This window comes from Anabaena sp. EIM26, from assembly GCF_057568715.1.
Genome location: NZ_CM172472.1, coordinates 2950015 through 2964641 on the forward strand (window position 1 = coordinate 2950015; position 14627 = coordinate 2964641).

At 39.5% G+C, this 14627-nt stretch carries 16 protein-coding genes; 8 read left to right on the forward strand and 8 right to left on the reverse strand.

Going from position 1 to position 14627, the window contains the following annotated elements; genetic code table 11:
• Positions 1-180: 180 nt before the first annotated feature.
• The 3 genes from AC012T_RS12935 (at position 181) to AC012T_RS12945 (ending at position 3139) form a co-directional block, all read left to right on the forward strand.
• Positions 181-465: an HU family DNA-binding protein gene (locus AC012T_RS12935; RefSeq protein WP_015214180.1), complete on the forward strand. Its 285-nt coding sequence runs from the start codon at positions 181-183 to the stop codon at positions 463-465.
• A gap of 26 nt (positions 466-491) precedes the next feature.
• On the forward strand, positions 492-1571 hold the full coding sequence (cobD, locus tag AC012T_RS12940) for a threonine-phosphate decarboxylase CobD (RefSeq protein WP_487066304.1): 1080 nt from the start codon (positions 492-494) through the stop codon (positions 1569-1571).
• 68 nt (positions 1572-1639) lie between these two features.
• Positions 1640-3139, forward strand: a complete 1500-nt coding sequence (locus AC012T_RS12945; RefSeq protein ID WP_487066306.1) for a dihydrolipoyl dehydrogenase family protein — start codon at positions 1640-1642, stop codon at positions 3137-3139.
• A gap of 167 nt (positions 3140-3306) precedes the next feature.
• On the opposite strand, the gene AC012T_RS12950 is transcribed toward AC012T_RS12945, so the two are convergent.
• The 4 genes from AC012T_RS12950 to AC012T_RS12965 all read right to left on the reverse strand — a co-directional run bounded on the left by AC012T_RS12950 (position 3307) and on the right by AC012T_RS12965 (position 7083).
• Positions 3307-3909: a GNAT family N-acetyltransferase gene (locus tag AC012T_RS12950; protein WP_487066308.1), complete on the reverse strand. Its 603-nt coding sequence runs from the start codon at positions 3907-3909 to the stop codon at positions 3307-3309.
• 61 nt (positions 3910-3970) lie between these two features.
• The gene (locus tag AC012T_RS12955; RefSeq protein WP_487066310.1) at positions 3971-4693 is read right to left on the reverse strand and encodes a diacylglycerol/polyprenol kinase family protein; all 723 of its coding nucleotides are present in this window, start codon (positions 4691-4693) and stop codon (positions 3971-3973) included.
• A 2-nt stretch (positions 4694-4695) separates the two neighbouring features.
• Positions 4696-6450 carry a DUF3685 domain-containing protein gene (locus AC012T_RS12960; protein ID WP_487066312.1) on the reverse strand — a complete coding sequence of 585 codons (1755 nt, stop codon included), beginning with the start codon at positions 6448-6450 and terminating at the stop codon, positions 4696-4698.
• Positions 6451-6618: 168 nt separating this feature from the next.
• Entirely contained in the window at positions 6619-7083 is a 465-nt protein-coding gene (locus AC012T_RS12965; protein WP_487066314.1) for a Fur family transcriptional regulator, read from the reverse strand.
• 487 nt (positions 7084-7570) lie between these two features.
• Between AC012T_RS12965 and AC012T_RS12970 the strand changes: the two genes are divergently transcribed.
• Complete coding sequence (locus AC012T_RS12970) at positions 7571-8059, forward strand: CRR6 family NdhI maturation factor (RefSeq protein ID WP_487066316.1); 489 nt, start codon at positions 7571-7573, stop codon at positions 8057-8059.
• A 50-nt stretch (positions 8060-8109) separates the two neighbouring features.
• Here the strand turns inward: AC012T_RS12970 and AC012T_RS12975 are convergent, their stop codons facing one another.
• Positions 8110-9054: a glycosyltransferase family 9 protein gene (locus AC012T_RS12975; RefSeq protein ID WP_487066318.1), complete on the reverse strand. Its 945-nt coding sequence runs from the start codon at positions 9052-9054 to the stop codon at positions 8110-8112.
• 139 nt (positions 9055-9193) lie between these two features.
• On the opposite strand from AC012T_RS12975, the gene ispD reads away from it, so the two are divergent.
• Both ispD and scpB read left to right on the forward strand, forming a co-directional pair.
• A complete protein-coding gene (ispD, locus tag AC012T_RS12980) occupies positions 9194-9871 on the forward strand; it encodes a 2-C-methyl-D-erythritol 4-phosphate cytidylyltransferase (RefSeq protein ID WP_487066320.1) in 678 nt (225 codons plus the stop codon).
• Positions 9872-9991: 120 nt separating this feature from the next.
• Positions 9992-10537, forward strand: coding sequence for an SMC-Scp complex subunit ScpB (scpB, locus tag AC012T_RS12985; RefSeq protein ID WP_487066322.1), 546 nt, complete (start codon positions 9992-9994; stop codon positions 10535-10537).
• 95 nt (positions 10538-10632) lie between these two features.
• On the opposite strand, the gene AC012T_RS12990 is transcribed toward scpB, so the two are convergent.
• Positions 10633-10788 (reverse strand): hypothetical protein, encoded by a 156-nt coding sequence (locus tag AC012T_RS12990; protein WP_487066324.1) that lies wholly within the window; start codon positions 10786-10788, stop codon positions 10633-10635.
• On the opposite strand from AC012T_RS12990, the gene AC012T_RS12995 reads away from it, so the two are divergent.
• Complete coding sequence (locus AC012T_RS12995) at positions 10788-11132, forward strand: DUF760 domain-containing protein (RefSeq protein WP_015214169.1); 345 nt, start codon at positions 10788-10790, stop codon at positions 11130-11132. The genes AC012T_RS12990 and AC012T_RS12995 overlap by 1 nt on opposite strands.
• A 40-nt stretch (positions 11133-11172) precedes the next feature.
• On the opposite strand, the gene AC012T_RS13000 is transcribed toward AC012T_RS12995, so the two are convergent.
• The gene (locus tag AC012T_RS13000; RefSeq protein ID WP_487066326.1) at positions 11173-12378 is read right to left on the reverse strand and encodes an HhoA/HhoB/HtrA family serine endopeptidase; all 1206 of its coding nucleotides are present in this window, start codon (positions 12376-12378) and stop codon (positions 11173-11175) included.
• Positions 12379-12580: 202 nt separating this feature from the next.
• Here AC012T_RS13000 and AC012T_RS13005 point away from each other — a divergent pair, with 202 nt between their 5' ends.
• Complete coding sequence (locus tag AC012T_RS13005) at positions 12581-13462, forward strand: LysM peptidoglycan-binding domain-containing M23 family metallopeptidase (RefSeq protein WP_487066328.1); 882 nt, start codon at positions 12581-12583, stop codon at positions 13460-13462.
• A gap of 96 nt (positions 13463-13558) precedes the next feature.
• On the opposite strand, the gene AC012T_RS13010 is transcribed toward AC012T_RS13005, so the two are convergent.
• Positions 13559-14584 (reverse strand): cysteine hydrolase family protein, encoded by a 1026-nt coding sequence (locus AC012T_RS13010; protein ID WP_487066330.1) that lies wholly within the window; start codon positions 14582-14584, stop codon positions 13559-13561.
• Between the last annotated feature and the right edge of the window lie 43 nt (positions 14585-14627).

Consider the following 14627-nt stretch of genomic DNA (forward strand, 5'->3'; position numbering starts at 1 on the left):
CACTTCGGGCTACAACGGCTTAGAATGATTCATTGAAAAGTCGAGCCAATCTGATTTACAGCGGTTTTGAGTGTAAATACTCTTAAGGGACGATTTTTGTAATTCTGCAAACAGAGATTACTGTAAAGATGCGACAAATTACATCTGGAAAAAATCTCAGTAAACATTAAGGAGTTTGATATGAACAAGGGCGAATTAGTTGATGCAGTGGCTGAAAAGGCAAGTGTTACCAAAAAACAAGCGGATGCTGTTTTAAGCGCCGCTTTGGAAACAATTATTGAGGCTGTTTCCTCTGGTGATAAGGTGACATTGGTAGGATTTGGTTCTTTTGAATCACGGGAACGTAAAGCTCGTGAAGGTCGTAACCCCAAAACCAATGAGAAAATGGAAATTCCTGCTACCAAGGTTCCTGCTTTCTCCGCTGGGAAGATGTTTAGAGAAAGAGTAGCACCCCCAAAAGAGTAGGTTCTGTTCTAGGAAATCTTTTTTTTATGCCACAACAAGCACACGGGGGGAATTTAGCTTGGGCAGCAGCACTAGCTGGCTGTCCCCCTGATGCTATTGTGGATTTTTCTGCCAGTATTAGCCCGTTGGGACCACCAGACAGCGTTCTTGCTGCCATTGTGTCCCAACTTGGTAATCTGAGGCACTATCCAGACCCAGAATATAGCGAATTGAGACTAGCTCTGGGTCATTTCCATCAAGTTCCTTCTGAGTGGATTCTGCCTGGTAACGGGTCTGCGGAATTACTTACGTTAATAGGTAGGGAACTAGCGCAATTAGCCGCAACGATGTTAATTACTCCAGCCTTTGGTGATTATTACCGCACTCTGACGGCTTATAACGCTAAAGTTCTGGAGTTTCCTGTTGATTTGAAAATAGGGAACAGGAGGGAAAAGGCAGAATCAAGAATGTTATTCCCTCCATCTCCCAATTGCGGTTTATTGCTGAATAACCCGCATAATCCAACGGGAAAGCTATTTTCACGGGATTCCATTTTGCCTTACCTGGAAGAGTTTGCTTTGGTGGTGGTGGATGAGGCATTTATGGATTTTCTGCCTCCTGATGAGGAACAAAGCCTGATTGGGTTGGTGCAGGAATATGAAAATTTGGTGATTTTACGATCGCTCACAAAATTTTATAGTTTGCCTGGACTCAGGTTAGGATATGCGATCGCTCACCCTCACCGTCTCGCTAAATGGCAATCATGGCGAGATCCCTGGCCTGTCAATACTTTAGCCGCAGCTGCTGCGATCGCCGCACTCCAAGATACAGAATTTCAACAACACGCCTGGAAATGGCTGCCACAGGCACGAAATAAACTCTTTCAAGGTCTAGCCTCAATGACCGGATTACAACCCCTAGAAGGTGCTGTTAACTACTTATTGGTGGAGTCTCAACAATCTACCTCTCAGTTACAAAAAAAATTACTCCAGCAGTACCAGATTTTAATTCGTGATTGTCTTAGTTTTAAAGAATTAGGCGATCGCTATTTCCGCGTATCTATCCGTTCTGAAGCTGATAACCAACGCTTACTAACAGCCCTGGAATCAGTACTGAGTACCGAGTAATGAGTAATGAGTAATGAGTAATGAGTGTGGAGAGAAATCAATTTAAAAACCCCTATTCCCTATTCCCTATGAATATTGATTATGATCTTGTAATTATTGGCGGTACTATTGCCGGATACAAAGCTGCTTTAGCCGCAACCCAACTACACGCCAAAGTTGCCTTGATACAGCCTCAAATCAACTATGAGTTAAATTATCATTACGCACTTAGTGAATTGGGTAAAGCAGCGAATCTTGGCATTCTTAACTCACAGGTGAATACAACACCAGATATTTACTCAGACGGCACGAACGGTACTGCAGTACTAGCCAAAAAATTACAGCTAGGGATGCTTCAGTCCAACCACACACAAGCTTATAAAGAAAAAATATTATATGCCCATGCGATCGCAGCAAACCTCACACAAATTAATTCTGTGACTAATTTAGCCGCCCAAGGAGTTGATGTCATCCTTGGTAATGGTCAATTCCAATCTGCTCCCCAACTAAGTTTTGCAGTTAATGAGAGACTGTTACGCGCTCGTACCTATTTAATCGCTTGCGGCTCACATCCAAAAATTCCCAACATAGAAGGATTGCAAACTACAGGTTATCTAACCTTAGCTAATATTTGGCAATCATTAGAAAAACCAAACCCACCAAAAAATTGGGTAATTCTTGGTGGTTTACCTCAAAGCTTTGAAATTGCCCAAACTTTAAAACGGTTGGGTTGCCGCACTACACTGATACTAAATCATCCCTATATTTTTTCTATTCTCGACCCAGAAATAGCCCAATTATTGATAGCAAAATTAGAAAGTGATGGAGTACGCATCCTCACCGAAACCGTAGTAGCTCAAATTCGGCAAATTGAAGATAAAAAATGGATTCAGGCAGGAGATAAAGCTATTGAAACTGATGAAATCTTAGTTGCAACTGGACAACAGCCAAATTTAGAATCTCTTAATTTAGCAGCAGTAGGTGTGAAATGGAATCAACACCGTTTAATCGTCAATCAAAAATTACAAACTACTAACCCACGCATTTTCGCTTGTGGTGATGTTATCGGTGGTTATGATATTGCCAACATTGCCAATTATGAAGCTAATCTTGCTCTGAAGAATGCTCTATTTTTTCCTAAAAACTCAGTTAATTATCGTTGTATTCCTTGGGTAATATCTTCGCAACCAATGGTAGCACAAATAGGTTTAACACAAGAGCAAGCTCAACGCCGATATGGTCGAAATCAGGTTTTAGTTTTCAAGCAATATTTTAAAACATTAACAGCCGCCCAATTCCGGGGAGAAATAACAGGTATTTGTAAATTAATTGTCCGCGAAAATGGGGAAATTTTAGGTGCTTCTATATTAGGAGAAGAAGCAGGAGAGTTAATTAACTTAATTGCTTTGGCAATGTCACAAAATATCAAAGTTAAGCATTTAGGAAATTTAGCTCCTTTTTATCCTAGTTTCTCAGAAATTTTAGTAGAAACGGCACAGCAATGGGGTAAGCAACGGTTAAATAAAAACCATGCTTTACAAGAATTTTTACAAAGTTTCTTTCATTTTCGTCGTGATTGGAATTTGTAACGTGTAAATTTAAAATAATTTGCAACCAGTGAGAGAAGCAGGAGAAAGTTACCAAAAATTAACGTGAGTTAGGTGTTCGGAGTTCGGTGTTCGGAGTTTCTCCTTTATTTCTTGCACCTTCTTTTACTTTTTCAGCCTGAAACTGTTGATATATATAGGTTTTTGGTTTATTCAGCAAGCCCTAAATATCTGCTAGTTCTGCGAAGTTCACGTGGAAGATTTTGCTCTGGGAATAAAGTAAAACCATGACGTATATAAAATCTGAATGATTCAGGAGTAGGAACTACATAAATTGGTCTAACTCCTCTGCGTGCAAGGTTTTGCACTAAACAAGACCCCAACCCGAGGCGGCGATAATCCGGCTTAACATATAAAGAAATCAACAACGAATAACTACCTTTGTTAGACTGCATAGCATAAGCTACTAAACGATTACTATGTTCTATTAGCAAAACTATTGAGCTATCTTGTCTATTAAAAATACTTGCTATTTGTAAAAAGGAAATTATTAATATTGAACCGCTTACTATAAGTGGTATTAATACTAGGGTTATCCAAAAGTCTTGAAAACTAATAGAACAATTTCCGATAATAATACACATAGCAGAAAAAATTAAAAAAATACCCGTTAAGGTCAGAAATAGAGTAAAAATAATTAGAATTTTAAAATCATTAAACCTCAAGAGAATAATTTGATATATTGCAGGAAGGTCTATATTACGGGCTTGGCGAATAGTATAATCTGGTGGTAAAGATGAAGCTCTAGTCATTTTTATAGTCTCTACTTGTCATTATGCCAACCTCCGAGCCAATTTCAATACGTCGCATAGTTTACACCTGCATCACACCCCATACAAGCCCCGCTACTACTAAAGGCACGCTCAAGTTATCAGTACCACTAGGAGAAATTCCTTCTACTAAAGTGGCACAAGCACCACTAAGAATAGCCGCTAAAATTGTCCTATTCATACTTACCAGAGTTGCTAAAGGGCTAAATAATGAACCAGGGAGTAGCCGCAGCACCAAAAATATTACAGTTGTACTCACCAAAAACATTGCTGCTGAACCTTCCCAAGAACGGATAGAATTTCCTACTTGGTACTGATGTTTTCCAAAACGCTTACCAATTAACGCTGCTAGTGCATCTCCCCAAGTCATAGACATCGCCCCAGCTACAGCAATAGGAACGTTGTCAATGAGGCCATTTGGTCGCCATAGTAAGGCAAATAGCAAGGTAATAGAAATGGCAAAATATACAGTACCTGGTGAACTATCTTCTCTATCCATTGCACTAATGAATCGGTAACGGTACAAAAGATAATTGATACCGATAAAGGTAGCAAAGGGAATTATTCCTATTTGCCAGTTTTTGAATAAAAGTAAAATAGCAAAAACCCACATTCCTCCACCGATATGAATGATTTTGCGGGTGATATTCTGTTTGATACCAAAAAATCTATGTAATCCTTCACCAAAGAGAAGCAGACTAATGGCGTAGATATAGGAAGTAAATAATCCTATTAAGTCTTGGTTTGTGATAAATTCATAGTTCATTATTAGAATTTTGAGTTGTTATTTTGTTTTTCACTATTGCGTTTTATACCTTTTTCTGTTAAAGAAACGCTACCCACACCTTGGAGAATACCACGTCCAATTAAACCTAAACCACGACCAACTATTTTGGTAAGTACAAACACAATACCACTACCTGCAAAGCTAACTAGAGATTGTATTCGAGGTGCGATCGCATCACGAAATTCTAGCAGCAATGTCATTACTAAGGGAACACCAGAAAGCTTTTCTAACTCTTGGTTACGAGGTGCATAAGTTGATATTTTAGCAATGCCACGAGATGCAAATATAAATAGTTCATAACGACTTTCAAATATTGCTTGTGGCTCATTCACATAATTATTTAATCTGTATTTCCAAGATAAATTGTTTCTAAAGCGTTCAATTTCTCGTGTAGAAATCAATTGACGATCATAAAAATTTTGTTTAATTATTTCTACGTCAGCTAAAAAATTTAGCAATGGTTGGACTACACCATTAGCAATCTGAATTAATAAATTCTCTAAAATGATAGATGCTTGGGAATTTGCTTGTTCACTGCCTGCTGTATAAGATGTGTTATCGACATACAAATCAGTTTGCCATAGTAGATAAGAAAACAACTCTTCAACCAAGGGAATTTTATTCAGAATTTCAGTTTCTACACCTGCTGCATTATTCAATAAAAAACTGGCTATCTCTATATTTGTGTCGCCTACAAGTATTTGTGAATATTTACCATAAAAATCGGTAACTGCTGATTGCCATAAATTATTTAAGATCTTATTTTTTAAATCAGGGAATTGCTTAACTTTTATTTGCGAATTATTTAGCTCATCTAACTGTTGCGATACTTTTTGTAAAATTAGATAAAGTAATTCTCTTTTTTTATCTTCCCGAAAAATATCAATTTCTAAAGGTATATCTGTGATATTTTGTAAAGAAAACTGAAGTTTATTAATACAAGATGCAAATAATGTAGATTGTAGTGCTTTTGGACTCAGTAAAAGTGGTACAAAAGTTTGCATTTGTTGTGATTCTGGTTTACTAATAGCACTGCTCAGAAATTGAATTGGCGGTGCTTGAGGTGCTGGTATTGGTTGCATTTCTTGCGGTGCAGATAATAAGTTATTAACCAGCCAGCGAGCAGCTAAAAGTTCTCGGCGATGTCCAGCGAGAATAGCTTTATCTAATAGTGGTAGTCCGGGTATTTTTAGTTGTGCTGTGACTGCGGTAAGAGTTGTGTTAATGTGGCTAACTCCTGATAAACGGATATTATTTCGCAGCCTAGCAAAAGGTAAACGAGGTGATGAGGAATTTATTATTTCTGTTTTTTCTAACCAATAGTAACCACCATTTGCTATTTCTTGGATGATGGGAACTAATTCCGAAATGGATATACCTTTATGAGAATAGCCGTTGACACCTGTATTTTTTGCGGCTAATAGCATTTCTGATGTAGAAATAGAACTCAGCAACAAAATAGGTGTATGGGGATATAAAGCTTTGAGTTGTCTACAAAATTGTAAACCTATCTGCTGAGAGTCGGGAGAAATTCCATTCCCTAATTCTAAAATTATTAAATCTACTGGGCTGAGGTCTGAAGCAGTAATTTCCGCTAAAACCTGTAAGGCTGCGGTATCTGTGGGAACATCTGCTACTATTTGGAGGTGGGAAATTGTTTCTAGCGCTACCCTTAATCCTAGACGAAATATGGGATCTGGGTCAATCAACAACAATCTTAAAGGGCGATCGCTCATAGTCGAGTCAAATACACATAGACTTTCCAGCCATCATTTGTCAGTGGAAAAGGCAGGAGGCAGAAGACAAGAATTTTTGCTGTTAGCGTAGCGTGACTTAAGCCATACTCCTTTGATCATTTATCATTAATCATTTAATTTTCAATTTATTTCTCCCCTTGTTACCTATCATTTATCATCCGTCACCTGTGTTTCTTCTGGGTTGCGGTGGCCAAAAAAATTAATAGTGTAGCTAGTAATCTTCACTCCTGTTCGTAGCTCAACTTGGTGGATCAACTCTGCTGGTAGTTCTATATACACATCGAGAATTTGATTTGTATCTATACAGTTGACGTGACTGTGAGCATCACTAATATTACCGTATAAACGCCCATCGCAATGTTCAATACACTCAATAATACCCTGACTGGATAGCGCTTCTAAATTTTGATAAACCGAAGTATGTCCGATCTCTTTACCTTGTTGGTTCAAGCGATCGTAAATCTCTCTAGCAGAAAGATGTTCATTTGCTTGCCATAATAACTCTAGTATAAAACGGCGCTGACGGCTGACACGCATACCTAGCAATTGACACCGATCTATAGCATCTTCTAATGAACGAATTGGTCGTGTAGAAATAGCTTGTTTTTGCATATTTCAGTTTTAACTATCGGGATAGTTTTCCTTTTCAATGACGATTGTTGATTTTTTCTGCCAGGATAGGACACACAACATTATTCGCTTATACCTGTGTTTTTGCTGTTAAGAGCCTAAGTAAACATAGGTTTGAGCAAGTTTTAGCTGTTGATTGACAGTTGCGATGTCAAATCCTAACTCTAAAACAAAGTCATTACAACTTTAGCTTATAAATGCCGTAAATGTCCAGGTGAGGGCAGGTGTATTTTTTGTACTGGTAAATGGAATGGTCAATTGTTTACAAGTAACAATTAGTAGAACAAAAAGTTATGATGGTGCAAGAATATCTTTGACGGCGACTTTAGTCGCAGCCGACTTATAGGAAAGTAGGCTGAAAACCCTTGATTTTAAGGGCTTGCGTCTCTTTTTTCGGTCAAGTGCTAAAAACTGGTACAGTGGATTCTCGATTCCACTGTTGAACAATAAAGAAAGCAGCAATCAGTCAATGACAATCACAATCGCCCTCAATAACGACTTCATTAATAATCTGGATTTGTCACCTGCATTAACGGTAATTGAACCACTGCTGCAAGAGGAATCCATTACATCTCAGGAACAGCAGTTATGCTTTGAGATTAATTACATACGGGATGCAAATGATCCAAGGGAGCTTTCAGAAATACCAGAGGTACGGTTGTGGTTTGTGCGTCTTGATGCCAAGTATCCTTGGTTGCCATTTTTACTGGACTGGAAAGCGGGAGAATTTGTCCGTTACACTGCCATGCTAGTACCCCATCAGTTTAGTTCTAAAGAAGGGATACAGTATAATCCTGAAGCCTTAGAAATTTTTTTGATGCACAAAATATTTATTTTGAGTGATTGGCTAAAACAGCAAAGTATCCCCACTCAATTCCGACTCAAGTCTTTAGCGCAAATCCTGGGTTATGAGTTAGAAGATACTTTTTTTGACATGGTTGAAAAGAGTAGGTTGTAATAGTCCGAAATTTTCTGTAGGAACAATTTATGAATTGTCCCTACGCTTTTTCAACCACCCCAAATTTTTTCTAAAACGATCGCAGGTGCTATATCCGCAGTTTTGCCAGTGGGGGATTTAATAGCTAGGAATTTATCACTTTTTGGTAGCAATTTTCCTGGATCTGTTGAGCCAAGTAGGATGATAGTATAGGTTTGGACAGCTACACTTAGTTGTAGTGGCGCACTCTCAATAGAAAGCATTAAACTTGCACCGCCAATTATGGCAGTTAATTTGCCAATATCATCAGGGGAAGTTATTTTGATATCTGGACAAGATTCTTGAAGTGAGCGCACAAATTGCTCATCACTAGCCTCTTTAATTACCATCACTGGTAAATTAGGTTGTTTATTTTGACAATCTTGAATAATTTGTTGCCAACTGGCTACAGGATAACTTGTGTCTGAATGATTGCCAGAACCACCAGATATGAGGATGTAACCTGTTTCATGTACCCCTAAGCGTTTTTGTTCTTGTTGCGCCCATTCAATATCTGACTTGGGTACATTTACTGCTAAATCTGGGCAAGGTGTGTTAATACTCAAAGGTTGCAATAGGTCATGATACATTGCTGCCACATATTGGGATGTGTTTACAGGTACAGCATTAGTGAGAAAACCTGCACCTTTGCCTTTGTAGCCAATGCGTGTGGGAATTCCCGTCAGCCAAAGTAACAAACCCACAAACCAGCTTGGTTCAACAGTAATGGCGACATCATACTCGCGATCGCGCATCATGCCTACCAAGTTACCCCAATCTGCTAGACTGTTGCGATCTTTGTAATCAAAGGTTAATACCTCGTGAACTGATTTGCTCACTCGGTAGGCAGCCTTTGACCGGGGTTCGACAATGACATCTATTTGAGCGTGGGGATAATTACGCTTTAGATCATCTAAGGTGGCAAAGAAGAGAATTTGATCGCCAATTCCACCAGGTACAAGGGCTACTACACGCATAATATTTATTGACGCTTACTCGCTCCTTATTTTAGGCGAATATAGGTAATGGGTAATTGGTAATTCGTAATTCATAATTCGTAATTGTAATTAAATTTTCCCCAATGCCCAATACCTAAGTTAAACATCGAGGAATATTGTGTATTTATTAATTCCTGCCGCAGGTAGTGGCAAAAGAATGGGTGCTGACCAGAATAAACTTTTTCTACAGGTGCGATCGCAATCAATTATAGCCTGGACTCTGCTGGCCGCAGAAGCTGCAAGTTCTATTAGTTGGATCGGTATTATTTCCCAACCTCATGACTGGGAACAGTTTAAAGCAATTATGGCTGATTTAAAGTTAACTAAACCAATAGAATTAATTGCTGGTGGCTCAACCCGACAAGAGTCAGTTTACAATGGCTTGCAGGCATTACCCGCAGATGCTCAACAAGTATTAATTCATGATGGTGCGAGGTGTTTAGCTACACCTGATTTACTTAATACTTGTGCTGAAGCTATACGCCATTATCGTGGGTTAATTGCCGCTGTACCTGTGAAAGACACAATTAAAATTGTAGATGAAAGTGGCATAATTCAAAGTACACCCGACAGAAGACAACTCTGGGCGGCTCAAACTCCCCAAGGTTTTGATGTGGAGTTATTAAAACAATGCCATGCCGAGGGTGTGCGTCAAGGGTGGGAAGTCACTGATGATGCGGCTTTATTTGAAAAATGCGGTATTGAAGTACATATAGTTCCAGGAGAGGAGACAAATTTAAAAATTACTACTCCCCAAGATTTAGCGATCGCAGAATTTATCCTTAGTAATAGGTGATTGGTAATTGGTGATTGGTGATTGGAAAGATAGCGGAGAGTGTTGTTCTTCCTTCTGACTCCGAACTCCGAACTCCGAACTCCGAACTCCGAACTCCGAACTCCGAACTCCTGCTTCATAATGTCCAAAAAAAATATACCTGTAGCGATCAAAATAGAAGCAATTCTTTATTTAAAGGGTAAACCCTTATCTTTGACTGAAATTGCCGAGTATGCCGGGTGCGATCGCGCTACAGCCGAAGAAGGGATAATTGAACTCATGGATGATTATGCCCGTCGAGATAGCGCCTTAGAAGTCGTAGAAAACCCAAATGGTTACAGTTTGCAAGTCCGGTCAGATTTTCATGATTTAGTACAAACTTTGATACCTGTAGAATTAGGTGTAGGAGCATTGCGGACTTTAGCTGCGATCGCTCTTAACAGTCCCATTCTCCAAAGTGACTTGATTGAACTCAGAGGTTCAGGAGTATATCAACACGTTCCCGAACTAGTGGAATTAGGTTTTGTTCGCAAACGCCGAGACAGCGATTCTCGTTCGTATTCATTACAAATCACACCGAAATTTCACCAATATTTTCAAATCGATCAGCTCCCCCAAATCTTCCCCACAACCGCAAAAGAACAACAGCTAGAACTAGAGTTAGAAGTAACGAGTACTGAGTACTGAGTACTGAGTACTGAGTAACGAGTACTGCTTACTGAGTACCAAGTTTCCCTAACTTGACAACTCAATAGGTTTTTCAGCAAACCATCTCCGAACTCCTAACTCCTGACTTCTGACTTCTGACTTCTGACTCCAAACTCCGAACTCCGAACTCCGAACTCCGAACTCCGAACTCCTAATCCCTGCGAAAAATGCGTTAGGCTTGTACTATGGTTTAAAGTAGAATTAGCAACTAAGCTAAAAGAAATTGCCAATGGTGTTTGATCCTGACTTTTTGAATGACAACTCTGAGCAACACCCTAATCAGCTTTTGAACGATCACTTCGGGGAAAACCCTAATCAGTTACTAAAATATTTACAGCATCAATCTCCCGAAGTCTTAGCCCGTGTAGCCCAGTCTGTTAGCCCGGAAATTAAACAAATCATTTCCCAAAACGTCCAAGGGCTAGTTGGAATGCTCCCAGCAGAAAGTTTTAACGTCCAAATTACTACAGACCGGGATAACTTAGCGGGGTTGTTAGCATCAGCAATGATGACGGGGTATTTTTTGCGTCAGATGGAACAAAGGATGCAACTAGAGCATTTGTCTAATCAATAGTCAATGGTACAGACGTTATAAAACGCGCCTGTACTGTTCACTATTTTTGAGGATAAGTTCCTGATATGACTTTGAAGATTTGAGTTTTGCCCTTGCGGTTAACTTCAATTTCGAGAACGTCACCGACTGTACTAGAATCAACTATCTTCTGGACTTGGGCTGCAATTTTCACTGGTTTACCGTTGATTTTTTGAATCACATCTCCGGGGAGTAGTCCTCCTTGCTGTGCTGGTGAATTTTCCAGAACTTTCTTAATCGCAATCCCAACATCTGGCTGAATGTTAAGTTTATCTTCCTTATTTAACTGCTGTTTTTTGGTAGGGGAAAGGTCTACCATTTCAATGCCTAAAAAAGGGTGGTCTGCTCGTCCTTTGGTAAATAGCTCTTTAGCGATACGAGCAGCAGTTTCAATGGGGATAGCAAAACCGAGTCCTTGGGCATCAGCGCGAATAGCCGTATTAACGCCGATTACCTCACCTTGAGCATTTAAGAGGGGTCCGCCGGAATTACCAGGGTTGATGGCTGCATCAGTTTGGATAAAGCTAACGCGTTTATCGGGAACACCAACTTGAGCGCTGGTGCGATCTGTCGCACTGATAATGCCAATAGTGACAGTATTATCTAAACCTAAAGGATTGCCAATAGCGATCGCCCATTGACCAGGAATTAAGTTTTGAGAATTGCCTAACTTAACTATAGGCAGCTTATCAGCCGGTATTTTGACCACTGCTACATCTGTCACAGTGTCAACTCCCACCACCTTGCCCTCAAAAGTCCGACCATCTTTAAGGGTAACTAGTACTGTATCTGTATCTGCTACTACGTGAGCATTAGTCAATAATTCCCCATTCTCGCTCAAAATAAAACCTGAACCTGTACCACGTTCAATTCTTTCTTGGGGAATTGGTTCTTCATCCTCCCCGAAAAAACGACGAAACAGAGGATTTTTTAAAGCTTCAGAAATCGGATTTGCCACTTTGCGAGTCGCATTAATTCGTACAACTGCAGGTCCTACTTTCTGTACAGCAGCAGCAATAAAATTTACATTATCACCTCCAGCAGAATTCTCTAAACCTTGAATAGGATCAGGAGTAATAGATTCTGGAGGTAAAGCCACAGTGATATTTTTTAACTCTCGAAAAGAGTGATTGTATCGTAGGAAATATCGACTACCAAAAACACCTGCACCACCGCTAATAACCACCAAACTCAGATAAATGGCCAGTTGCTTCACAGATAACTTCATATTAATTAATTAAGAATAATTAAGCTGACAGAAAGACAGTTACTAATTTCTAAGTGTAGTCAAGCAATTGATAACTGAAAAGATGAATTTATATCATTTTGACTACACAATTGGGGATCACCTCCCGTCAAGCAAAAAAATTACCCCATCTTTACAATTACCCAACTAAAATCTAGAATTAGCGATCTCTGGACTTGTTGACATGAGTTTTCCCTTTCGTTCCATGTTTCTCTGTAGCTTAGTTAGCACTTTCGGACTAATCTCCACATTCCTACAACCGGAAAGTGCCAATGCAGCCAGTTGTCAAACTCCTGCCCTATCTCGTATCCAACGCCATCAAGTTACTCGTGGCGAAACTGTGGAGAGCATAGCGCAGAGCTACAAGCTAATGCCAGCCACAATCATCAACATGAATCCATCAGTAAACAACGGTATAGTCACAGCTGGTACTCAACTTCAGATTCCTCCCTTCAATGGAACTGTTGTAGAAGTACCTCGTGAGCAAAGTTGGCGACAAGTTGCCGCTAGGTATAAAGTCCGTCCAGATACATTGTTTGAGATTAATGGTTGCCAACAAAACCCTAGAGTTGTTTTTGTGCCAGTTGTTCCTGGAGTCATAGCATCACCTAATCGTATTATTGCTGCTTCTCCTACACAAACTGCACCATCTGCAACAATAGCAGGTTATCCCTTACCGAATGGGACAACTGTAGCCTTAGCTTATGGTTGGCAAATAGAACCGACATCAGGGAAAGTTTTTTTTCATAGTGGTGTCGATTTAGTAGCACCAGTGGGTACGACCGTGGAAGCGATCGCACCAGGCATTGTAGTATTTGCTAAAGATCAGGGTAGTTATGGCAAGTTAGTAATAATTAACCACGTTGGCGGCTATCAGAGCCGTTACGCCCAACTTGAGACAATAAATGTCACTTTGGGTCAAATGATTAAAGCAGGCGAAACAATTGGAACTGTCGGCACTACAGGAACACCAACTGCTAGAGAACCCCATCTACATTTTGAAATGCGTTTTAATGGTTCCCTGGGTTGGGAAGCAAAAGATCCCAAAGCTTATTTCACAAAATGAGGATTTTTTTAAAACGCAGAGGGTCGCTGAGGTTAGCGCAGAGGTTCGCAGGGTAAATCTCTGTGATCCTCTGCGAAACCTTTGCGTTCCTTTGCGTTAAATAAAATTATGTTCAGTTGATTTAATGATGTGCATTCCTGCTTTTGCAAATCTAGCAAATGTCGCATTAGCTGATTCAGTATAGTCTACTACTCCCGGAACCACAACAGGAGAAGTGCAATCTTCAAGCAGATAGATTTTATTTGTTAGGGTGCTATCTACCTGCTTTATTTCTGTTAATAAATCATCAATTGTCCAAGCAACACAATGACTTTTAGCTTGTCCACCAATAATCACTGCATCAAATTCTAAAAGTTGTTTGATTAAATTTGTATTTTTTTGAGCAATTGGCTTTTCATCAAATCCTACCAATACTTCTGGACGTAAAATAGAATAATTTTCAGTTAAAGGATTTTCTCCTTTTAATTCAAATTGGGTTTGACTTTGACGAGCGATACCATGAAAAAATATCGCTTCTTCTACCGATGAAACCAAAGCATGACCAATTCCCCCTAACATGGAATGATAAGGCCAAACTGTTAATGGGTATTTCCCGTTTTGGCTAAGTTGTTTTACATAATGAAAAGCCTGTTTTTTTAATAATTCACAATCACCATTAGTTACACTATTAGCAACTACCGGGTTAACTTGCCAAATCCCTTCTTCAATATCTGCGGGTGTAATGTTGGTTGCTGCTGGTGTGGGGTGTTCTCCATCTGCATTTATCCAAAAAATAGGATGAAATATTTGCATTGCTAAGTGAGTATCCAGCGTAGAAACAATTTTTGTAATTACTCCCAAATTGCGATAAATAAATTCACACAATCTTTTATTATCATCAACTGCACCAGTTCCGGTTTGTCCACCTACATATAATTCAAAATCAGGGATACAAAAGGTATTTTGGACATCTATTAATAATAGACAAATGCGAGTTTTATCTAAGGCTGCTGGTTGGATATTTTGTTGTTTTGCAAATGCTTCAGCTTCGGCTGCGCGTTGTTGGTAAGGTACACGCCATACTTCTCCGACTTTTGCAGGGTTAAAGTGTGTAGGAATGGGGAGTTGGGTTTGGGTCGTCATAAGTGTATTAAAACTTGGGAACAGATAGATTGAGATAGTGGAA